Here is a 22,302-nt window from a genome sequence, read left to right on the forward strand (position 1 = left end):
GTGGTGGGTGATGACGGGATCGAACCGCCGACCCCCTCCTTGTAAGGGAGGTGCTCTCCCAGCTGAGCTAATCACCCGATACTGCGCTGGATACATCTTTTAACGGTGGGTCGTGCAGGATGACTCGGCTTCGCCTCGCCCTACGGGCCGTTGCTGACGCAACGTTATCCTTCACGTTTTACTATCGCGTTCCACCAGAACGATTGGTGGGTCGTGCAGGATTCGAACCTGCGACCAATTGATTAAAAGTCAACTGCTCTACCAACTGAGCTAACGACCCACTATTTTCGCCGCTTTGGGCTTGTTCGATATCCCTTGGCAACGGCGGCATATATTACTGATTTCAGAATTCAGCGCAACAACAATTTAGATAAAGATTGCTTAACTGCTTAGGATTCATGCGACAAGACCAGAAATGATGCGATTTCTGGTCATGCCATAATCATCCGAGTGCGTTAAGGCGTTTTTGCGCTTGTTTGGCCCCGTCGGTGCCAGGAAATTTACTGACCACCTGCTGGTAAACCGCCTTCGCTTTTGCGGTATCGCCTTTGTCCTGCATGATCACGCCGACTTTAAACATCGCGTCGGGCGCCTTCGGGGATTTAGGGTAGTTTTTCACCACGGAAGCGAAATAGTACGCCGCATCGTCCTTTTTACCCTTGTTGTAATTCAGCTGACCGAGCCAGTAGTTGGCGTTCGGCTGATACGTTGAATCGGGGTACTTTTTGACGAAGTTCTGGAAAGCCGCCATCGCATCGTCCTGGCGAGAGGGATCCTTCACCAGCGCGATAGCCGCGTTGTAATCGGTATTGGCATCACCGGTCTGCGCCGGGGCGCCTGACGAGGCCGCTGGCGCCGTCCCGCTAGCCGCAGCGCCCTGATCGCCCGCTGACGTCTGGGTTTGCGCTCCCGCTGCGCCGCCACCGCTGCTCAGACCGTCGATCTGCAGCAGGATCTGCTTCTGGCGCTCCACAACCTGATTCAACTGATACTGGCTTTCCTGAATTTGACCGCGCAGGGAATCAATATCGGACTGATTATCGGAGAGTTGTTGCTGGAGTTGGGTTAAAAGCTGGCTGTGCGCATTGGAAATACGCTCGAGTTGAGTGACGCGGTCTTCGACCGAGCCTGAGCCGACACTACTGATTGGCGCCTGAGCAAAAGCGGCCCAGGGGGCCGCTATGCCAACCAGTAACGACAGACTCAATAGATGATGTCTGAAGTTACTGCTCATGCAATTCTCTTAGTAAACCAGTACGGCGCGACGGTTTTTGGCGTAAGCCGCTTCGTCGTGGCCCAGTACTGCAGGTTTTTCTTTACCGTAAGAAACGATGGAGATCTGGTCAGCAGAAACACCTTTGCCCTGCAGATACATCTTAACGGCGTTAGCACGACGCTCACCCAGAGCGATGTTGTATTCCGGCGTACCGCGCTCATCCGCATGACCTTCTACGGTCACTTTGTAAGACGGGTTGCTACGCAGGAAGTTAGCGTGCGCGTCCAGCATTGCAGCGAAGTCAGAACGGATATCGTATTTGTCCAGATCGAAGTAAACGATATTGTTCTGCTGCAGCTGTTGCATCTGCAGACGAGCCTGCTCTTCGGAAGACATGTTGCCGCCGTTAGCGTTACCGTCCATACCAGTGCCGGCACCCAGCATGCCTTCACCGCTCTGGTCGTTGCTGGCGTTCTTGTTAGAAGAACACGCCGCGATTGCCATAACCGGCAGAGCGATCAACAGCCCTTTCAGCACTTTGTTCAGTTGCATTTCTTTGATTCCTTTAATAATCAATTATTTATTATCACAGATACGGCGACCAGGCAGGCGATTTTACCTGTCCATCAGTTGCCGGAAGACGCGCTTTGAAACGCCCATCTGTAGAAACCAGATTCAGCACGGATCCCATCCCCTGAGAAGAGCTGTAGATTACCATAGTGCCGTTAGGTGCCAGACTTGGCGTTTCATCTAAAAACGTTGATGACAGAACCTGCACACCACCCGCTTCCAGATCTTGTTTGGCAATGTGCTGCTGACCACCGGCCGAGCTTACCATTACCATAGTTTTACCATCAGCGCTCACGTCAGCGTCCTGGTTTTGTGAACCTTCCCAGGTAATACGCTGCGGCGTGCCGCCATTAATATTGACTTTATACACCTGCGGACGACCGGCCTGGTCGGAAGTAAAGGCCAGGTTCTGGCTATCCGGGAACCAGCTTGGTTCGGTGTTATTGCTGCGACCGTTGGTCACCTGACGAATCTGGCCAGATCCCAGGTCCATCACGTACAGGTTCAGGCTACCGGTTTTCGACAGAGCGAAAGCCAGTTTGCTGCCGTCCGGCGAGAACGCCGGCGCGCCGTTATGCTGCGGGAACGAAGCAATCTGACGAACGGAGCCGTTAGCCAGCGTCTGCACAACCAGCGCAGAGCGTCCGCTTTCAAAGGTCACGTAGGCCAGCTTCGCGCCGTCCGGAGACCATGCCGGAGACATCAGCGGCTGAGTTGAACGGTGAACGAGGAACTGATTGTAGCCATCGTAGTCGGACACGCGCAGCTCGTACGGGAACTGGCCGCCGTTGGTCTGTACCACGTAGGCGATACGGGTACGGAAGGCGCCCTTAATACCGGTCAGCTTCTCAAATACGGCGTCGCTGGCAGCATGCGCGGCATAGCGCAGATACTGTTTCGTGACTTTAAAGGAGTTCTGCGCAAGCACGGTACCCGGCGCGCCGCCGGTATCAACCAGCTGATACGCCACGTTGTAGGAACCGTCAGGGTTTTGCGTCACCTGACCAACCACGACGGCGTCAACGCCCAGCGCAGACCATGCCGCCGGCTGCACTTCCTGAGCGCTACCCGGCTGCTGAGGCAGACGCGAGCGATCGAGCGGATTAAACTTGCCGCTGTTGCGCAGGTCAGCCGCCACGATACCGCCCACATCTTCCGGCGCAGCACCCTGCCCCGCCCACTGGAACGGCACAACGCCGATTGGGCGTGCCGAGTCGACCCCTTGGGTAATCTCGATGCGTACTTCTGCGTGCAGCACTGCCGCCCACAGCATTAAAAAACCAAATGCTACTCGTAATGCCTGCTTCATCATATCTCCCTTATCCAGGCGAAAAGCCCACGATAATTTAGCAGAATGTTAACAAACTCAAATACACAAAACTACCAAAACCCTGGGCCTACCGACGTTTGTTTTCCCCGCATAAACGGGGAAAACTATCACTGAGGTTTGAAGTCCAGTGGCGCATTTTTGAATGTTTCATAAACAGCCTGCGACGGCGGTTTAGGGAACTTCGTCATCCGGCTCGTTGCCGCCAGCATTTGCTGACAGAACGCCGGATCGCCGCCTTCCGATTTCACACTTAACAGCGTTCCATCCTGAGCCAGATTCACACGTAAAGTACAGGTTTTCCCCTTGTAGGTATCCCAATCATAGAGATGACCTTTAATCGCAGCCTGCACCTGTGAAATATAGCTGTTAATCTCAGCCTGGGATGCCCCACCCTGCCCCTGCTTACTTCCTTTAGCAGGAGATGAACCCCCAGCGCTACCGCTGGTATTACCTTTCGGCGCATTCTTACCGGAGCTCAGGTCGCCGAGCAGATCGTCAACGCCGTTGGCCTCTTTGGCCGCAGCGGCTTTCTTGGCGGCTGCTGCCTTAGCGGCGGCGGCTTTCGCCGCTTTGTCTGCGGCGGCCTTCTCTGCTGCTGCAGCTTTGGCTGCCGCGGCTTTCTCGGCGGCGGCTTTTTCCGCTGCGGCGGCTTTCTCGGCTGCCGCTTTCTCAGCAGCGGCTTTCTGCGCGGCGGCTTTTTCTGCCGCTTTTTCGGCGGCAGCTTTTTCAGCAGCGGCCTGTTTCGCCGCTTCCTGCTGCGCTTTTTTCTCTGCCTGCTGCTGCGCTTTCTTCTCAGCTTCCTGCTGAGCTTTCTTCGCTGCATCCGCTTCGGCTTTCTTCTGCGCGTCCGCGGCCGCTTTCGCGGCTTCTGCTTCCGCCTGTTTCTTCGCATCCGCCGCTGCTTTCGCCTGCGCATCGGCCTTCGCTTTCGCGTCAGCGGCGGCTTTGGCGGCAGCTTCCTGCGCCTCTTTCGCCTGTGCGTCCGCTTTGGCTTTGGCCGCTGCGGCGGCTTTCGCCGCGGCTTCTTCCGCCTGTTTCTGCTGTTCTTTCGCCTCTTTAGCCGCTTCCTGCGCCTGCAGACGATCCTGTTCCAGCTGTTTCAGCCGTTCCTGCTCGGCGGCCTGTTTTTCACGTAGCTCTTCCGCCTGCTGCTGAGCCTGCTTTTCACGCTGCTCGGCGGCGCGGCGGGCGCTGGCCTGCTGCTGCTGTTGACGGTCATAATTCTTCACAACCGCCCCCGGATCGACCATTACCGCATCGATAGAGGAACCTCCGCCACCCCCGGCAGAAGCATCCAGATGCTCGTCAAACGAACTCCAGATCAGCAGCGCTATCAATACGATGTGCAGCGCGACTGATACTATGATCGCTCGTTTAAGCTTGTCGTTTTGTTCGGTTGCCTTTGACACTATCGGTTCCCAAAAACTGTTCGCCTGTTCCCGTTATATGACGTCGGCCACGAGACGCTGTTGTCCCAAAGCCGACGTGCTGGCGGGCGTGCATATTGCGAGCGATTAGATCGGCTTGGTCATCAAGCCAACCGATTTAACCCCTGCGCTGTGCAACAGGTTAAGCGCTTTAATAATCTCATCGTATGGCACCTCTTTAGCACCGCCGATCAGGAACACCGTTTTCTCATTCGCCTCAAGTCGACGCCTGGCTTCCGCAATAACCTGTTCCGGCGGCAGCTGCGATAACGTTTCCGGGCCAACTTTCACGCTGTACTGCCCGACGCCGGAGACTTCAACGATCACCGGCGGCTCATCGTTGCTTTTCACCGCCTGCGACTCCGTTGCGTCCGGTAGGTCGACCTCTACGCTCTGCGTAATGATCGGCGCTGTCGCCATAAAGATCAGCAACAGCACCAACAGGACATCCAGCAGCGGAACGATGTTGATCTCGGACTTCAGTTCGCGACGTCCGCGTCCACGTGCTCTGGCCATGGCTTACCCCTTATTGCTTTCGCTGCTGGTAAACGCCTGACGGTGCAGAATGGCGGTGAACTCTTCCATAAAGTTGTCGTAGTTCAGCTCAAGTTTGTTCACGCGCTGGTTCAGACGGTTATAGGCCATAACCGCCGGGATAGCGGCAAAAAGACCAATTGCCGTCGCGATGAGCGCTTCTGCGATACCCGGCGCGACCATTTGCAGCGTCGCCTGTTTTACCGCGCCCAGCGCGATAAAGGCATGCATGATCCCCCATACGGTACCAAACAGACCGATATATGGGCTGATAGAACCCACCGTACCGAGGAACGGGATGTGGGTTTCCAGGGTTTCCAGCTCGCGGTTCATCGAAATACGCATGGCGCGCGACGCCCCTTCGACAATCGCTTCCGGCGCATGGCTGTTCGCACGATGCAGACGCGCAAACTCTTTGAAGCCGCTGTAGAAGATTTGTTCCGAACCGGTCAGATTATCGCGACGACCCTGGCTTTCCTGGTACAAACGAGAAAGCTCGATACCGGACCAGAACTTATCTTCAAACGCTTCGGCCTCACGTGACGCCGAATTGAGGATACGCGTTCTCTGAATAATGATGGCCCAGGAGGCGATGGAAAAACAAACTAAAATCAACATGATAAGTTTAACCAGAAGGCTCGCCTTCAGGAACAAATCAAGGATATTCATCTCAGTCACTGCTTAAACTCCGCGACAATAGACTTGGGAAGCGCACGAGGCTTCATTAAGAGTGGATCAACGCACACGATAAGAACCTCAGCTTCATTCAAAACGACGTTCTCGGCGTTGACGATTCGCTGCGTGAAAACCAGGGTAGCTCCTCGCATTGAGGTTATCTCCGTCTGGATTTCGAGCATGTCGTCGAGTCTGGCGGGCGCAAAATACTCCAGCGTCATTTTGCGAACCACAAAGGCAACTCGTTCAGCCAGCAAAACCTGTTGGCTGAAATGATGATGGCGCAGCATCTCTGTGCGTGCTCTTTCATAGAAAGCGACGTAGCTGGCGTGGTAAACCACACCACCGGCGTCGGTGTCTTCGTAATAGACCCGAACCGGCCATCGAAACAGCGTTGTATTCACTTTACATCCCGGTAATGCAACAAAAGGTTAGTGCTTTCAAACTTCGCTACTATACGCGCGGGAATCGTGGTTTGGAATGGGGGAAAGTAAACGAGGAGTAAATTTTTATGGGCTTATGCAAGCCCATATGGTTAACAGAGATTTCTTATTCAAAAGAAGAAAAAGAACAGGCCCAAAACGAGCACAATATCAGCGATAAGCGGACAAAAAATTCCCTGCCAGTGAATGGCGCGCGGGCGGAAGCCCACGCCGTGGATAACGCCGGTACAAACCGCCCACATCAGCAGGAAGCCGTGCCAGATTTCCAGCTCGCTGGTTTTGGCCGCAAAGCGCGACGGATCCCAGAAGATGCAGCCCGCTAGCGCCAGCGCCATCAATAAGGAAAGCGCCCTTAACGGGCGCTTGTCCATTATCGCGTAAAGAGTCGCGATAATACTCATCAGTGTTCTTCTTTACCTGCTTTGGTGGCTTCCACGTGCTCAAGCGCCAGCGCGGTAATCACCCCAAAAGCACAGGCAAGAAGCGTTCCCAAAATCCATGCGAAATACCACATATATAGCTCCTTACCTTAGTACAGCGAGTGGGTGTTCTTTTCGATGTCTTCGCGAGTGATGCGACCGAACATTTTCCAGTAACACCAGGCGGTGTAGGCCAGAATAATCGGTACGAAGACAATCGCCACGTAAGTCATCAGGTTCAGCGTCAGCTGGCTGGAGGTCGCATCCCACATGGTCAGGCTCGCGTTCATCGCCGTGCTTGATGGCATAATGAACGGGAACATGGCGATACCGGCAGTCAGAATGATGCACGCCAGCGTCAGCGAGGAGAACAGAAACGCCCATGCGCCTTTATCCGCTTTTGTCGAGATGACGGTCAACAGCGGCAGCGCCACGCCCAGAGCAGGAATCGCCCACAGCGCCGGCATGTTATTAAAGTTCACCATCCACGCGCCGGCTTCACGCGCGACTTCTTTGGTCAGCGGGTTAGACGGGCCGGTATGATCCATCACCGATTTCACCACATAACCGTCGATACCGTAGTAGACCCAAACGCCCGCCAGCGCGAAGCAGACCAGCGTCACCAGCGCCGCCACCGTAGACACGGAGCGGGTGCGCAGGTGCAGTTCACCCACGGTACGCATCTGCAGGTAGGTCGCGCCCTGCGTCAGGATCATCGCCACGCTAACAATACCGGCCAGCAGGCCAAACGGATTCAGCAGCTGGAAGAAGTTACCGGTGTAGTACAGGCGCAGATATTCATCAACGTGGAACGGAACGCCCTGCAGCAGGTTGCCGAACGCCACGCCAATCACCAGCGGCGGCACGAAGCTGCCAACGAAGATGCCCCAGTCCCACATGTTACGCCAGCGGTTGTCCTCAATCTTCGAGCGGTAGTCGAAACCCACCGGACGGAAGAATAAAGACGCCAGCACCAGGATCATGGCCACATAGAAGCCGGAAAACGCGGCGGCGTAAACCATCGGCCAGGCGGCAAACAGCGCGCCGCCGGCGGTGATCAGCCACACCTGGTTTCCGTCCCAGTGCGGGGCAATGGCGTTAATCATAATTCGACGCTCGGTGTCGTTACGACCGAGGAAACGGGTGAGCATCCCCACCCCCATGTCGAAGCCATCGGCGACGGCAAAACCAATAAGCAAAATGCCGATCAGCAGCCACCAGATAAAACGCAATACTTCATAATCGATCATTTGACGACTCCTGTCTTAGCGTGCCGACTGAATAGCCGCAGAGGACTGTTCAAAGTGGTAGCGACCGGTTTTCAGGCTGCTTGGTCCTTTACGGGCAAACTTGAACATGAGGAACAGTTCAGCCACCAGGAACAGCGTGTACAGGCCACAAATCAGCACCATAGAGAAGATCAGGTCGCCCGCGGTCAGCGACGAGTTCGCGACGGCCGTCGGCAGCACCTCACCAATAGCCCACGGCTGACGGCCATATTCGGCGACAAACCAGCCCGATTCAACGGCAATCCACGGCAGCGGCAGGCCATAAAACGCGGCGCGCAGCAGCCATTTTTTCTCACCGATGCGGTTGCGAATCACGCTCCAGAAGGAGGCGCCGATAATCAACAGCATCAGCACGCCGCACGCTACCATAATACGGAAGGCGAAGTAGAGCGGCGCCACGGCAGGAATAGAGTCCTTGGTCGCCAGAGCAATCTGCTCTTCCGTCGCGTCAGAGACGTTGTCGGTATAGCGTTTCAGCAGCAGACCGTAGCCCAGATCTTTCTTCACGTCGTTAAAGCGATCGCGCACGGCCTGGTCGGTTGAACCGGCACGCAGCTGTTCCAGCAGCGCGTAAGCTTTCATCCCGTTACGGATACGCTCTTCGTGCTGAACCATGAGGTCTTTCAGGCCGGTAACCTGTTTATCCACGGATCGAGTCGCAATGATGCCCAGCGCGTAAGGAATTTGAATCGCGAAGCGGTTCTCCTGCGCCTTCTGATCGGGAATACCAAACAGGGTAAAGGCCGCCGGAGCAGGCTGAGTTTCCCATTCAGCTTCGATAGCCGCCAGTTTGGTTTTCTGTACGTCGCCCATTTCGTAGCCGGATTCATCACCGAGAACGATAACGGAGAGAATCGCCGCCATACCGAAGCTGGCTGCGATAGCGAAGGAGCGCTTGGCAAAAGCGAAGTCGCGGCCTTTGAGCATATACCAGGAGCTGATGGCAAGAATGAACATCGCGCCGGTCACGTAGCCTGACGCCACGGTATGAACGAACTTAACCTGAGCAACCGGGTTCAGGACCAGCTCAGAGAAGCTGACCATCTCCATACGCATGGTTTCAAAGTTGAAGTCCGACGCAATCGGGTTCTGCATCCAGCCGTTAGCGACGAGGATCCACAGCGCCGACAGGTTGGAGCCCAGCGCCACCAGCCAGGTCACGGCCATGTGCTGAACTTTGCCCAGACGATCCCAACCGAAGAAGAACAGACCGACAAAGGTAGATTCGAGGAAGAAGGCCATCAAACCTTCAATGGCCAGCGGCGCACCGAAGATATCGCCCACATAGTGAGAGTAGTAAGACCAGTTAGTCCCGAACTGGAACTCCATGGTCAGACCGGTTGCCACACCCAGCGCGAAGTTGATACCAAACAACTTGCCCCAGAACTTGGTCATATCTTTATAAATCTGTTTGCCGGAAAGGACGTAGACCGTTTCCATGATGGCCAGCAGGAACGCCATACCTAGCGTCAGCGGCACAAACAGGAAGTGGTACATCGCGGTCAAGGCAAACTGTAAGCGCGACAGTTCGACTATATCTAACATCATGACTCCTTGCTCATCGCATGAAGACTCCGAGAGTGAACCCCGTTAGAAAGGGTCACACGCATGCCCCAATACAAATTTATTTGCTTCTTCTCGTCACGCCCGTTTTCTCATGCAAGAAAACGATAGTAATGAGAAGTTACAAACATGTTAACAAAACACCCAAATTGATCCCGTGATTATATTACGCTGCAAAACCCTTACAATAAATAGGTTTTTATTGTGATAAATTTGCAGTTTTCGACAGCGATCAATTTATAGCGAAAATACCAGATTTCGGTCAATTTGATCCGCGACAATTTAACTCCATTTCGCGACCTTTTCCAAGTTTTAAACATTGATTTAAATCAATTTTCATTTTAAATGTTAATTATGTATACCGTGTACCGTACAGGTAAACGCTAGGTTAACAATATGTTTTTCAAGAGTATCAACGGTTACTGAAAATGATAGTCCATTTATTTCGTCGCGGAGGGGAATTTAATGGGATGAGCGCTGGGCGCATTAATGCGGGCATCAGCTGACAATGTCGTGTAGCTCACAGATTTTTTTTATCAAGTTAATGCCCTAAATTTTTTGCTTATTACATTTATCATTGCGTTTACTTTCAATTAACACAGATGCGTAACTATCTCATTATCAAGTAAATGCGGCGTACATTCTCTTTCTCGTCGTTTTGTGACGCAACGCACCCTGCTCTTTATGCAGCAGACATTCCCCCTTGCGCTTTTATCCCCCCGGACAGCTGCTCTCCTGCCCCACTCCGCCATTCAACAAAAATGAAATATTAAATAAACAAATCACCATTTTATATCTTTAATCTAACAAATTCGCCGTGACGCATATAAAAAACAGCACATAAATTCCGTTACTATGCTCACAGAAAAATTTAAAGAATTGTATTTGCCGCTTATTATCAAAGGCAAAATAAACGCAAAATATAAAATAAGACCTTGCTCACAAACATCGCAATCTATTTATTAAAAAGATCTAAACAGAAATAATCACAGATAATAAAAAAACAAGCAACCACATGATATAAAAGGATTTTTTAAAGAAAAATCAAAAACAATACTTTTTTGAAAGATATTCTGAAAATAGATCAATTGCTTCCCCCCTTCGAACCACAGACACTCCAGCCCTATTAACAGGCGGCCATCATCAACGCTGCAAATATTAGAAATTCGTTTTTATTTTTATACCATCAGCCTTACAGAGGATTACCCATGAAGAAATCAACACTTGTTATTGGCGTCATTGGTGCTGACTGCCATGCAGTAGGCAACAAAGTCCTGGACCGCGTTTTTACTGCCCATGATTTTCGCGTAATCAATCTGGGGGTGATGGTCAGTCAGGATGAATATATCGATGCCGCTATCGAAACCGGCGCGGACGCCATCGTTGTGTCATCTATTTACGGCCACGGCGATATCGACTGCCTGGGACTGCGCGAACGCTGCATCGAACGCGGTATCGGCGATATTCTTCTTTACGTTGGCGGAAACCTGGTGGTCGGTAAGCATGATTTTGCCGACGTCGAGGCCAAATTCAAAGAGATGGGCTTCAATCGCGTCTTTGCCCCAAGCCACGATCTGGAAGACGTCTGCAGGCTGATGGCGAACGATATCAACCAGCGCCACGGCGTTGAACAGCAGTGTCTGGAAGAGGCTATCTGATGCAAACCGTCTCTGTCGATATCGGCTCGACGTGGACCAAAGCGGCCCTCTTCGCACAGGAGGGGGATGAGCTGACGCTGGTAAACCACGTTCTGACCCCGACCACTACCCATCACCTGGCGGAAGGCTTTTTTGCCAGCCTGAACCGGGTGCTTAACGTTGCCGATGCGCGCCCGTTGCTGCACCGCGGTGACGTCACGCTGAAATACTCTTCATCGGCAAAAGGCGGTCTCGCCGTTGCCGCGATGGGTCTGGTGCCGTCCATCACACTGGAATCAGCAAAAGTCACCGCCCACTCGGCGGGGGCCAAAATCGCCCAATACTACGCCTACAAACTCAACCGCCACGATATCCAGGCGCTGGAAGCCACGCCGCCGGATATCCTGCTGTTTACCGGCGGAACCGACGGCGGCGAGGAGAGCTACGGCCTGGCCAACGCCCATGCGCTGGCGGAGTCAACGCTCGACTGCGCCATTATCTATGCCGGAAACCGGGATATTCAGGACGAGGTTCAGGCCATCCTTGGTCACAAAGATTTGACCACGGTAGACAACATTCTGCCCGATCTCGATCACCCTAATCCCTATGCTGCCCGCAAGGCGATTTGCGATGTCTTCTTATCCCGAATCGTCAAAGGTAAAGGGCTGGACGTGATTGTCGCGGAAACCGGCGAAGAGCCGATGCCAACGCCGTGGACCGTCTACGAGCTGGTAAAAACCATCAGCCATTACGACAGCGCGTGGAAAGAGTTCATGCTGATCGATATGGGCGGCGCCACCACCGACGTCTACTCCGCCAGCGCCAACACGCTCTCTCCGGATACCGTTCTGCACGGGGTTCCGGAACCGTTTGTTAAACGTACGGTAGAAGGCGATCTCGGCATGCGCGTTTCAGCTGTCGTGGTCGGTGAAAGTACTCAGGAGCTGGTGAACGTGGTGTTTGCCCACCAGCCGCAGCGTCAGGAGGCCTTTTACCGCTACCTGCGCCATCTGGTCGCTCAGCCGGATTATCTGCCGCTCAACGAGGAAGAAAAATATTTCGACACCGTGCTGGCCGGGCTGTGCGTCGGCTACGCCAGCGAACGCCACGCGGGCACCAAAAAGCAGGTCTGCACCTGCGTGGGCAACGTCGATTTACAGATGGGCCGCGATCTGACCCCCGTGCGTAAAGTCGTCGGTTCCGGTGGATGGCTCTCCCGCGCCAGCGGCTTCGACATCCACCGCTGGCTGAAATACCGCGAACTGGATGACGACGGCAGACGCATTCTTCTGCCAACCCGGTTTGATTATTACCGCGATGCAAAAGGCCTGCTTCCGCTGCTGGCAAACGTTGCCAGGCTCTACCCCGAGCTCGCCGCTCGCACCAGCATTCACTGTTTAACCCTATAAATGAAGGCAGCTACGAATGGAACTTCGAAATAAAAAATTAACCCACGACGAATTCATGACCGAGCGGCATCAGGTATTGCAGACCTGGCATACCGGCAAGGACGTTGAGCACTTCGAAGATGGCGTGAAGTACCAGCAAACCATTCCTGAGAAAAAACGCTTTTCTCACGCTCTGCTTAAGGCCGACCAGGAGGGTAAAACCCTGAGCCAGCCGCGCGCGGGCGTGGCGCTGATGGATGAACATATTGCGCTGCTCAAAACCCTGCAGGAAGAGTGCGATCTGCTGCCCAGCACCATCGATGCCTATACCCGCCTCAACCGTTACGAAGAAGCGGCGGTCGGCATACAGAAATCCATCGAGGCGGGAACCTCCAAACTGAATGGTTTGCCGGTGGTTAACCACGGCGTCGCCGCCTGCCGCCGGATGACCGAAGCGCTGGAAAAACCGGTCCAGGTACGTCACGGTACGCCAGACGCGCGCCTGCTGGCGGAAATCTCCATGGCCAGCGGCTTTACCAGCTACGAAGGCGGCGGTATCTCCTACAACATTCCCTACGCCAAGCGCGTCACCCTGGAGAAGTCGATTCGCGACTGGCAGTACTGCGACCGCCTGATGGGCCTGTATGAAGAACACGGCATTCGTATTAACCGCGAACCGTTCGGCCCGCTGACCGGCACCCTGATCCCACCGTTTATGTCCCACGCGGTGGCCATTATCGAAGGTCTGCTGGCGCTGGAACAGGGCGTCAAGTCAATCACCGTCGGCTACGGCCAGGTCGGCAGCCTCACCCAGGACATCGCGGCAATTAAATCTCTTCGTGAACTCTCCCACGAATACTTTGGCAATTATGGATTCGACGATTACGAGCTGAGTACCGTCTTCCACCAGTGGATGGGCGGCTTTCCGGAAGATGAATCTAAAGCCTTTGCCATTATCTCCTGGGGCGCGGCGGTAGCCGGGATGTCCGGCGCCACCAAAGTGATCACCAAGAGCCCGCATGAAGCGTTCGGTATTCCCACCGCGGCGGCCAACGCGCAGGGGCTGAGGGCATCCCGCCAGATGCTCAATATGGTCAGCGATCAGAAGTTCCCGCCCTGCGCCGCGGTTGAGCAGGAAGTGGAGCTGATAAAAAGCGAGGTTCGCGCGGTGCTGAAGAAAGTGTTCGAGCTGGGCAACGGCGATATCGCCCGCGGTACGGTGCTGGCCTTTGAAGCGGGCGTCCTGGACGTGCCTTTTGCCCCCGCATCCTGCAACGCGGGCAAAATTTTGCCGGTTCGCGACAATGCCGGCGCCATTCGCGTGCTTGAAGCCGGCGCGGTTCCGCTGCCGAAGGACATCCTCGCCCTGCACCACGATTACGTCGCTGAACGTGCGCATTTTGAAGGACGCAAACCCTCATTCCAGATGGTTGTTGATGACATCAACGCGGTATCCCACAGTAAATTAATAGGAAGACCATAATGAAAATTAAACAGGCCCTTTTCACCGCTGGCTACTCTTCATTCTATTTTGACGATCAGCAGGCGATTAAAAACGGCGCGGGTCATGATGGGTTCATTTATACCGGTGCTCCGGTAACGCCAGGCTTCACCTCGGTACGCCAGGCGGGTGAATGCGTATCCGTCCAGCTGATTCTGGAAAACGGCGCGGTGGCGGTCGGTGACTGTGCCGCCGTACAGTACTCCGGCGCGGGCGGCCGCGACCCGCTGTTCCTGGCGGAGAACTTTATCCCGTTCCTCAACGATCATATCAAACCGCTGCTGGAGGGCCGCGATGTCGATACCTTCCTGCCGAACGCCCGCTTCTTCGACAAGCTGCGCATCGACGGTCATCTGCTGCATACCGCCGTCCGCTACGGTCTTTCCCAGGCGCTGCTCGACGCCACCGCGCTGGCCAGCGGCCGCCTGAAGGCGGAGGTGGTTTGCGACGAATGGCAGCTGCCCTGCATACCGGAAGCGATTCCGTTATTTGGTCAGAGCGGCGACGACCGCTACATCGCCGTGGACAAAATGATCCTCAAAGGCGTTGACGTCCTGCCGCATGCGCTCATTAACAACGTCGAAGAGAAGCTGGGTCTGAAAGGGGAAAAACTGCGTGAGTATGTCCGCTGGCTATCCGACCGCATCTTAAGCCTGCGCACCAGCCCCCGCTATCGCCCCACGCTGCATATCGACGTGTACGGCACCATCGGCCTGATTTTCGATATGGATCCGGTTCGCTGCGCCGACTATATCGCCAGCCTGGAGAAAGAGGCGCAGGGCCTGCCGCTCTACATAGAAGGCCCGGTGGATGCGGGTAATAAACCGGACCAGATCCGTATGCTCACGGCCATTACCAAAGAGCTGACCCGCCTCGGTTCCGGCGTAAAAATTGTCGCCGACGAGTGGTGTAACACCTACCAGGACATCGTTGACTTTACCGATGCCGGCAGCTGCCACATGGTGCAGATCAAAACTCCGGATCTCGGCGGCATTCATAACATCGTGGACGCGGTGCTGTACTGCAACAAACACGCGATGGAAGCCTATCAGGGCGGTACCTGTAACGAAACCGAGATCAGCGCCCGCACCTGCGTTCACGTCGCGCTGGCCGCGCGTCCGATGCGCATGCTGATCAAGCCAGGCATGGGCTTCGACGAAGGTCTTAACATCGTGTTTAACGAAATGAACCGCACCATCGCGCTGTTGCAGACTAAGGATTAAGAGATGGCTCGTACCTTTAAGATCTTATCGCCGACGGCAATCCTCGGCTATGGCTTCCCGGAAGAGAGCTTTCGTAAAGCTATGGAGGCATCGCCGGATCTGATTGCCGTTGACGCCGGTTCATCCGATCCCGGCCCCCACTATCTGGGGGCAGGCAAACCTTTTACCGACCGGGCCGGGGTGAAACGCGATCTGCGCTATATGATCGTCGCCGGCGTGAAGAACAACATACCGGTGGTAATCGGCACCGCTGGAGGATCCGGCGCCGCGCCGCATCTGGAGTGGTGTCGGCAGATTATCCATGAGATTGCGCAGGAAGAAAAACTGTCGTTCTCCATGGCGCTGATCCCGTCTGATGTCGATAAAGCCATCGTTCATCAGGCGCTGGATAACGGCAAAATCACCGCCCTGGACTTTGTGCCTGAACTGACCCACGAGGCCATTGAAGAGAGTACCTATATCGTCGCCCAGATGGGGATCGAACCCTTTCAGCGGGCGCTGGCCGCCGGCGCCCAGGTGGTGCTTGGCGGCCGGGCGTACGATCCGGCCTGCTTCGCGGCGCTGCCGATTATGCAGGGCTTTGACGAGGGGCTCGCCCTGCACTGCGGCAAGATCCTCGAATGCGCAGCCATTGCCGCCACGCCGGGCTCCGGTTCCGACTGCGCCATGGGGATTATCGACGACAGCGGCTTTACGCTGAAAGCGTTTAATCCAAAGCGTAAGTTTACCGAAACCTCTGCGGCGGCGCATACGCTGTACGAGAAGTCCGATCCGTATTTCCTGCCCGGTCCGGGCGGCGTGCTGAACCTGAAAGGATGCACCTTCAAAGCCGTCAACGAAGGCGAGGTTTACGTCAGCGGTTCTCGTCATGAAGCGACGCCGTACGCGCTGAAGCTGGAAGGCGCGCGGCGGGTCGGCTTCCGCTGCCTGACCATTGCCGGAACGCGCGATCCGATCATGATTGCCGGAATCGATAATATTCTTGAAGAGGTACAGACCAGCGTCGCACGCAACCTCTCCCTGAACGATGACAGCATCCGCATGACCTTCCATCTGTATGGAAAGAACGGCGTGATGGGCAATCACGAACCGATGAAAACCGCCGGGCACGAACTGGGCATCCTGCTTGATGTCGTTGCGCCAACCCAGGATATCGCCAACAGCGTCTGTTCGCTGGTGCGCTCTACCCTGCTGCACTACGGCTATGAAAACCGCATTGCCACCGCGGGCAACCTCGCCTTCCCGTTCTCGCCTTCCGATATTCAGAGCGGTCCGGTGTATGAGTTCTCAATCTATCACCTAATCGAAGCCAGCGACGCGCTGCGCTTTGACTTCCATATCGAACAGGTGACGCCAGAAGGAGTTCAGGCATGAAACAATCCCTATGCTCACTGGCGCAGGTGATCCGCTCCAAAAACGCCGGACCGTATGAACTGGTTTTAGATATTTTATTTAAAACCCGGGAAGATTATCAGCGGGTCAAACGTTCTGAGCAATTAACCCCGCAGCTTATTGCCGGCTTATATAACGTAAAGCCTGATTTTATTCATCGCATTATCTGGTTCGATCCGGCCAACGCGGTAAAAATCGTCATGCCGCGGGATATTATTTCCGGCAACGTCGGGGACAATGATGTTTATGGCGCTCAGCAGCATGCGCCGCTATTAAGTATTGAGTTCGATTTCTAATTCTATATCCAATGGATTTCGATTTGCATTGAAACGGCAACTGAGAGACAAATTCGTCAGGAACGAATTTGAACAGCCGGAGGCTGCCTTCGGTGAGGGATATGGATGTCCCTCATTCATCCCCAGGAGCGTACATCCGTACGTGACTGGTGAGCAAAGGCAGCCAACAAAAATGCAGCTTGAAAGACGACGGATATAAAAATACAACAACATCCATTGGTATACAGGATTTCGCTGTATCACTGTATTCCAGACAATTTATGCGGTTAGTCACCACAGGCGTACGTCTGCGCTGCTGCCTGGCGCAGGCGTACGCCGCCCTACACCACTTCACGACTAACCCTGTTCCGATGGAGTAAATATGAAAAAAATAAGTTTAACCAAAATGATCATATTAGGCCTGATACTCGGCATGATTGCCGGGGTGATCATTAATAATATGGCATCAGCAGATACAGCAAAATCCTATGCGCAGGATATCTCCATTTTTACCACCATATTTTTACGCCTGGTAAAAATGATTATCGCCCCGCTGGTAATATCAACGCTGGTGGTCGGCATCGCCAAAATGGGCGATGCGAAAACGCTCGGGCGCATATTCTCTAAAACCTTTTTCCTGTTTATTTGCGCCTCGCTGCTGTCGATTGCGCTGGGTCTGGTGATCGTCAATCTGTTCCAGCCAGGCGCGGGCATCAACTTTGTCCCCCACGATGCCGGAGCCGTGGCCGCCGTTCAGTCCGAGCCCTTCACCCTGAAAGTGTTTATCTCGCACGCGGTACCCACCAGCATCGTTGATGCGATGGCGCGCAACGAAATTCTGCAAATCGTGGTGTTCTCTATTTTCCTCGGCTGCAGCCTGGCGGCGATCGGCGAAAAAGCCGAGCCCATTGTGAAGGTGCTCGATTCGCTGGTCCACGTGATGCTGAAGCTCACAGGGTACGTCATGCTGTTCGCGCCGCTGACCGTTTTCGCCGCCATCTCCGGGCTGATTGCCGAGCGCGGTCTGGGCGTGATGGTCAGCGCCGGGATCTTTATGGGTGAATTCTATCTGACGCTGGGCATGCTGTGGGCAATCCTGATTGGCCTGTCGACGGTGATTGTCGGCCCATGTATCAGCCGTCTGACCAAAGCGATCTTCGAGCCCGCGCTGCTGGCCTTCACCACATCCAGCTCAGAAGCCGCCTTCCCAGGAACCCTCGATAAGCTGGAAAAATTCGGCGTCTCTTCCAAAATAGCCAGCTTCGTCCTGCCCATCGGTTACTCCTTTAACCTGGTCGGCTCCATGGCCTACTGCTCGTTCGCCACGGTGTTTATCGCCCAGGCCTGTAACGTCCACCTCAGCATGGGCGAGCAGATCACCATGCTGTTGATCCTGATGCTGACCTCCAAAGGGATGGCGGGCGTGCCGCGCGCCTCAATGGTGGTTATCGCCGCGACGCTGAACCAGTTCAACATTCCGGAAGCGGGCCTGATCCTGCTGATGGGCGTCGACCCGTTCCTCGATATGGGTCGCTCCGCCACCAACGTGATGAGTAACGCCATGGGCGCCGCCATCGTTGGCCGTTGGGAAGGCGAGCATTACGGAGAAGGCTGCCGCGGCACCGCCCCGGTCAAAAAACCGGAGCAGGAGCGCCCTGCCAGCGAAACGTCCGAAGTGGCGATGTCCTGACAGCAAAATGGCTATGAGCCCCAGGCCGGATACGTCCGGCCCGGTTCCCTCCAATCATCCCAACGGGACACACCATGAACGTGAAATTTCTTGGCACCTGCATCTTAACCGCCAGCTTACTGTTTAGCGCCGCCGCGCAGGCGCAAAGCGCGCCGGACTACGCCAGCATCATCGAGCAGGCACATCAGAAATATAAGAGTAATCACGACGGTAAAGTCGCCGACTATATCCCTGCCCTGGCGAGCTATAGCCCGAATAATTTCGCCATTACGCTCGCGACGGTCGAAGGCAAAATTTACCAGACCGGCGACGTGACAAAAGCCTTTCCGATGGAATCATTAAGTAAAGTTTTCACCCTGGCGCTGGCGATGGAGCAGCGCGGGCCGCAGGAGGTGCTGGATAAACTCGGCGCGAACGCGACCGGCCTGCCCTTCAATTCCGGCTTAGCCGTGGAGCTCACGCAAGGCGCGCCGGAGAACCCGTTAGTCAACGCCGGCGCCATGAGCACCGTGAGCCTGATTGCGGCGAAAGACAAAACCGACCGCTGGAACAACATTCTCAACAACCTCAACGCCTGGGCCGACAGCTCCCTGAGCGTTAACGAGCCGGTATTTCAATCCGAAATGGAGACCAATCAGCATAACCAGGCGCTGGCGATGCTGATGAATTCATACCGCAGCTTCTATGGCGACCCTCAGGAAGCCGTCGAAATCTACACCCGTCAGTGTTCGGTGGATATCACCGTTGAGCAGCTCGCCAAAATGGGGGCCGTACTCGCCAACAATGGCAAATCACCGTTCAACGGCAAGCAGCTGCTCACCGCCAGCTACGTCCCGCAGGTGCTGGCGGAAATGGCGATCGCCGGGCTGTACGACGGCAGCGGCAAATGGCTGTACACCGTCGGTATCCCGGCAAAATCCGGCGTTGGCGGCGGAATGGTCGCCGTCGTTCTCGGGCAATACGCTATCGCCGTCTACTCCCCTCCGCTGGATGCAGCCGGCAACAGCGTCCGCGCCCAGCAGACCATCGAGTACGTCGCGAATGCGACGCGGGCCAATCTCTTTTTAGCGAAATAGTGAGAAGTAAAATGTCGAAACCCTTTGTCTGGCAGGAACTTTTTGTTCAGAGCAACGATAATACCGAATATGAACTGCTAACGAATCAACATGTTAAGGTGACAGAGTTAGATGGAGAAGAGGTCATCAAGGTTGCGCCGGAAGCGTTAACATTGCTGGCTCAGCAGGCATTTTATGAGGCGTCGTTTTTCCTGCGCGCCGGGCACTTAAAGCAGATCGCCGGCATCCTGCACGACCCGCAGGCCAGCGGCAACGATAAATACGTTGCGCTACAGCTGCTGCGCAACGCCGAAGTCTCGGCAAAAGGCGTGCTGCCAAACTGCCAGGATACCGGGACCGCCACCATCGTCGCGAGCAAAGGCCAGAACGTCTGGACCGGAGGCAACGACGCGGAAGCTCTGAGTCAGGGCATCTACACCACCTTTCAGGAAAACAATTTACGCTATTCGCAAAATGCCCCCCTTGATATGTATACCGAGGTCAACACCGAGACCAACCTGCCCGCGCAGATTGATATCAGCGCGGTGCCGGGCAGTGAATACCGCTTCCTCTTCGTCAATAAAGGCGGCGGTTCGGCGAACAAAGCCGCGCTATTTCAGGAAACAAAATCTATTCTGCAGCCGGAAAAACTCACCGCCTTCCTGATTGAAAAAATGAAGGCGCTGGGCACCGCCGCCTGCCCGCCGTACCACATCGCCTTTGTGGTGGGGGGCCTGTCGGCGGACCAGGCGTTGAAGGTGGCGAAGCTGGCTTCGACAAAATATTACGACAATCTGCCCACCAGCGGAAACGAACTGGGCCAGGCGTTTCGCGATACGTCGCTGGAAGCGGCGCTGCTCAAAGCCAGCCGCGAGTTCGGCATCGGCGCACAGTTTGGCGGCAAATACTTCGCCCACGACATTCGCGTGATTCGCCTGCCGCGGCACGGCGGCTCCTGCCCTATCGCAATGGCGCTTTCCTGCTCCGCCGACCGAAACATCAAAGCCAAAATCAACAAACACGGCATCTGGCTGGAGAAGCTGGAACATAACCCGGGCAAGTTTATCCCTGATTCTCAGCGCATAGAAAACGGGGCGCAGACCGTCCAGCTCGATCTGAACCGGCCGCTGCGCGACATCCTCCACGACCTGTCAGCCCTGCCCGTGGGCACCCGGCTATCGCTGAGCGGTCCGATTGTCGTCGCCCGCGACATCGCCCATGCCCAAATCAAAGCGCGTCTGGATAACGGCGAACCGATGCCGGAGTATATGCGCAAGCATATTGTCTACTACGCCGGCCCGGCGAAAACGCCGAATAATCTGGCCTGCGGCTCGCTGGGCCCCACCACCGGGGGACGCATGGATGGGTATGTTGACGCTTTCCAGGCGGCGGGCGGCAGTCTGATCATGCTTTCCAAAGGCAACCGCAGCCAGCAGGTGACCGAGGCCTGCCATAAACACGGCGGATTTAATCTCGGCAGCATCGGCGGCGCGGCGGCCCTGCTGGCGCAGCAGTATGTGAAAAGTTTGCGCTGCCTGGAGTATCCGGAGCTGGGCATGGAAGCGGTATGGATGATGGAAGTCGAAAATCTGCCCGCGTTTGTGCTGGTTGACGACAAAGGCAACAACTTCTTTAGCCAGTTCGAGCAGCAGCACCGCTGCGCCACCTGTCCGGCAGGACACTAAGGAGCATTTATGCACGCGCGAGGCAATCCCGACCGCCATCGTCAGCGCCAGCAGAAGCTGAAAACGCAGGTTGCTACCCGCGTGGCGGCGGCAACGGAGCAAAAAGGCATTCTGATCGTCTTCACCGGCAACGGAAAAGGTAAATCCACCGCCGCCTTCGGTACGGCAACGCGCGCCGTCGGCCACGGTAAGCGCGTCGGTGTTGCCCAGTTCATTAAAGGCCAGTGGGATAATGGAGAGTACAACACGCTGCATCCACTCGGCGTTGAGTTCCACATTATGGGCACCGGCTTTACCTGGGAAACGCAAAACCGGGAGGCAGATATCGAGGCGGCGTCGGCCGTATGGCAGGAGAGCAAGCGCATGCTGGCCGACCCGAGCTACGATCTGGTGGTGCTGGATGAACTCACCTATATGCTGGCGTATCACTATCTGGATACTCAGGAAGTGATCGCGGCGATAGAGAATCGTCCGCCGCGGCAGAACGTGATTGTCACCGGCCGCGGCTGCCACGCCCGGCTGCTGGAGCTTGCCGATACGGTTAGTGAGCTGCGTCCGGTGAAGCACGCCTTTGACAGCGGTATTCAGGCGCAGGTGGGAATCGACTGGTAGTTTTACCCGGCTCGCGCTGCGCTTAGCCGGGCTACGGGTTCACATTCGTCTGCGGGCCGGTAGTCCGGACAGATGCGCAGCATCGCCTCCGGGAAATTCAGCCACTCTGCGCTATGCTCCCGGGGGCGGCGCTTGATGCGCCTTGCCCGGGCTACAGGTTCACAGCGTTCTGCGGGCCGGCAGCCCGGACAGATGCGCAGCATCGCCTCCGGGAAACTCAGCCACTCTGCGCTATGCTCCCGGGGGCGGCGCTCGACGCGCCTTGCCCGGGCTACAGGTTCACCGCCGTCTGCGGGCCGGCAGCCCGGACAGATGCGCAGCATCGCCTCCGGGAAATGATGCCGCTCTGCGCTATGCTCCCGGGGGCGGCGCTCGACG

Annotated in this window: 20 protein-coding genes, 2 tRNA genes and 2 pseudogenes; 10 read left to right on the forward strand and 14 right to left on the reverse strand. The window is 55.5% G+C overall.

Annotated elements, in window-relative coordinates; translation table 11 throughout:
• Window position 1: 1 nt before the first annotated feature.
• The 13 genes from ACESQ2_RS19155 to cydA form a co-directional block, all read right to left on the reverse strand.
• Window positions 2–77: transfer RNA gene (locus ACESQ2_RS19155), tRNA-Val, on the reverse strand.
• A 127-nt stretch (window positions 78–204) separates the two neighbouring features.
• Window positions 205–280: transfer RNA gene (locus ACESQ2_RS19160), tRNA-Lys, on the reverse strand.
• A gap of 162 nt (window positions 281–442) precedes the next feature.
• Window positions 443–1,234, reverse strand: a complete 792-nt coding sequence (gene cpoB, locus ACESQ2_RS19165) for a cell division protein CpoB (RefSeq protein ID WP_004848965.1) — start codon at window positions 1,232–1,234, stop codon at window positions 443–445.
• A gap of 9 nt (window positions 1,235–1,243) precedes the next feature.
• Window positions 1,244–1,768, reverse strand: coding sequence for a peptidoglycan-associated lipoprotein Pal (pal, locus tag ACESQ2_RS19170; protein WP_004100337.1), 525 nt, complete (start codon window positions 1,766–1,768; stop codon window positions 1,244–1,246).
• A gap of 34 nt (window positions 1,769–1,802) precedes the next feature.
• The gene (gene tolB / locus ACESQ2_RS19175; RefSeq protein ID WP_004133400.1) at window positions 1,803–3,095 is read right to left on the reverse strand and encodes a Tol-Pal system beta propeller repeat protein TolB; all 1,293 of its coding nucleotides are present in this window, start codon (window positions 3,093–3,095) and stop codon (window positions 1,803–1,805) included.
• A gap of 128 nt (window positions 3,096–3,223) precedes the next feature.
• Window positions 3,224–4,525 carry a cell envelope integrity protein TolA gene (gene tolA / locus ACESQ2_RS19180; RefSeq protein ID WP_046878628.1) on the reverse strand — a complete coding sequence of 434 codons (1,302 nt, stop codon included), beginning with the start codon at window positions 4,523–4,525 and terminating at the stop codon, window positions 3,224–3,226.
• Between the two features lie 105 nt (window positions 4,526–4,630).
• The gene (gene tolR, locus ACESQ2_RS19185; RefSeq protein WP_004130580.1) at window positions 4,631–5,059 is read right to left on the reverse strand and encodes a colicin uptake protein TolR; all 429 of its coding nucleotides are present in this window, start codon (window positions 5,057–5,059) and stop codon (window positions 4,631–4,633) included.
• Between the two features lie 3 nt (window positions 5,060–5,062).
• Window positions 5,063–5,755, reverse strand: a complete 693-nt coding sequence (gene tolQ / locus ACESQ2_RS19190; RefSeq protein WP_014228456.1) for a Tol-Pal system protein TolQ — start codon at window positions 5,753–5,755, stop codon at window positions 5,063–5,065.
• Window positions 5,752–6,156: a tol-pal system-associated acyl-CoA thioesterase gene (ybgC, locus tag ACESQ2_RS19195; RefSeq protein ID WP_004100330.1), complete on the reverse strand. Its 405-nt coding sequence runs from the start codon at window positions 6,154–6,156 to the stop codon at window positions 5,752–5,754. Before ybgC ends, tolQ begins: the two co-directional genes overlap by 4 nt.
• Window positions 6,157–6,305: 149 nt before the next feature.
• Window positions 6,306–6,596 carry a cyd operon protein YbgE gene (ybgE, locus tag ACESQ2_RS19200; RefSeq protein ID WP_004100327.1) on the reverse strand — a complete coding sequence of 97 codons (291 nt, stop codon included), beginning with the start codon at window positions 6,594–6,596 and terminating at the stop codon, window positions 6,306–6,308.
• Window positions 6,596–6,709, reverse strand: a complete 114-nt coding sequence (gene cydX, locus ACESQ2_RS19205) for a cytochrome bd-I oxidase subunit CydX (RefSeq protein WP_004100325.1) — start codon at window positions 6,707–6,709, stop codon at window positions 6,596–6,598. Before cydX ends, ybgE begins: the two co-directional genes overlap by 1 nt.
• Before the next feature lie 15 nt (window positions 6,710–6,724).
• Window positions 6,725–7,864, reverse strand: coding sequence for a cytochrome d ubiquinol oxidase subunit II (gene cydB, locus ACESQ2_RS19210; RefSeq protein WP_004848954.1), 1,140 nt, complete (start codon window positions 7,862–7,864; stop codon window positions 6,725–6,727).
• 15 nt (window positions 7,865–7,879) lie between these two features.
• A complete protein-coding gene (gene cydA / locus ACESQ2_RS19215) occupies window positions 7,880–9,448 on the reverse strand; it encodes a cytochrome ubiquinol oxidase subunit I (RefSeq protein WP_004130574.1) in 1,569 nt (522 codons plus the stop codon).
• A 1,226-nt stretch (window positions 9,449–10,674) separates the two neighbouring features.
• On the opposite strand from cydA, the gene glmS reads away from it, so the two are divergent.
• The 10 genes and pseudogenes from glmS to cobO all read left to right on the forward strand — a co-directional run bounded on the left by glmS (window position 10,675) and on the right by cobO (window position 21,924).
• Window positions 10,675–11,124, forward strand: coding sequence for a methylaspartate mutase subunit S (gene glmS / locus ACESQ2_RS19220; protein WP_004848951.1), 450 nt, complete (start codon window positions 10,675–10,677; stop codon window positions 11,122–11,124).
• Window positions 11,124–12,512 carry a methylaspartate mutase accessory protein GlmL gene (glmL, locus tag ACESQ2_RS19225; protein WP_014228454.1) on the forward strand — a complete coding sequence of 463 codons (1,389 nt, stop codon included), beginning with the start codon at window positions 11,124–11,126 and terminating at the stop codon, window positions 12,510–12,512. Before glmS ends, glmL begins: the two co-directional genes overlap by 1 nt.
• Before the next feature lie 16 nt (window positions 12,513–12,528).
• Window positions 12,529–13,974, forward strand: a complete 1,446-nt coding sequence (locus ACESQ2_RS19230) for a methylaspartate mutase subunit E (RefSeq protein WP_004848945.1) — start codon at window positions 12,529–12,531, stop codon at window positions 13,972–13,974.
• Window positions 13,974–15,215, forward strand: a complete 1,242-nt coding sequence (locus ACESQ2_RS19235) for a methylaspartate ammonia-lyase (protein WP_014837845.1) — start codon at window positions 13,974–13,976, stop codon at window positions 15,213–15,215. Before ACESQ2_RS19230 ends, ACESQ2_RS19235 begins: the two co-directional genes overlap by 1 nt.
• Before the next feature lie 3 nt (window positions 15,216–15,218).
• Window positions 15,219–16,589 (forward strand): acyclic terpene utilization AtuA family protein, encoded by a 1,371-nt coding sequence (locus ACESQ2_RS19240; protein WP_014228452.1) that lies wholly within the window; start codon window positions 15,219–15,221, stop codon window positions 16,587–16,589.
• Window positions 16,586–16,903 carry a DUF4387 domain-containing protein gene (locus tag ACESQ2_RS19245; RefSeq protein WP_004848939.1) on the forward strand — a complete coding sequence of 106 codons (318 nt, stop codon included), beginning with the start codon at window positions 16,586–16,588 and terminating at the stop codon, window positions 16,901–16,903. Before ACESQ2_RS19240 ends, ACESQ2_RS19245 begins: the two co-directional genes overlap by 4 nt.
• A 361-nt stretch (window positions 16,904–17,264) precedes the next feature.
• Window positions 17,265–18,543: pseudogene (locus ACESQ2_RS19250) on the forward strand (dicarboxylate/amino acid:cation symporter); the annotation flags it as partial.
• A 103-nt stretch (window positions 18,544–18,646) separates the two neighbouring features.
• Window positions 18,647–19,648, forward strand: coding sequence for a glutaminase A (gene glsA, locus ACESQ2_RS19255; protein ID WP_373171118.1), 1,002 nt, complete (start codon window positions 18,647–18,649; stop codon window positions 19,646–19,648).
• Window positions 19,649–19,659: 11 nt separating this feature from the next.
• Window positions 19,660–21,312 (forward strand): class I fumarate hydratase, encoded by a 1,653-nt coding sequence (locus tag ACESQ2_RS19260; protein ID WP_025108138.1) that lies wholly within the window; start codon window positions 19,660–19,662, stop codon window positions 21,310–21,312.
• 9 nt (window positions 21,313–21,321) lie between these two features.
• A complete protein-coding gene (gene cobO / locus ACESQ2_RS19265; protein WP_014228448.1) occupies window positions 21,322–21,924 on the forward strand; it encodes a cob(I)yrinic acid a,c-diamide adenosyltransferase in 603 nt (200 codons plus the stop codon).
• Between the two features lie 2 nt (window positions 21,925–21,926).
• On the opposite strand, the pseudogene ACESQ2_RS19270 reads toward cobO, so the two are convergent.
• Window positions 21,927–22,302, reverse strand: a pseudogene (locus ACESQ2_RS19270) (hypothetical protein); the annotation flags it as partial.

This window comes from Klebsiella sp. Q11 (assembly GCF_964241505.1).
Taxonomy (GTDB): domain Bacteria; phylum Pseudomonadota; class Gammaproteobacteria; order Enterobacterales; family Enterobacteriaceae; genus Klebsiella; species Klebsiella michiganensis.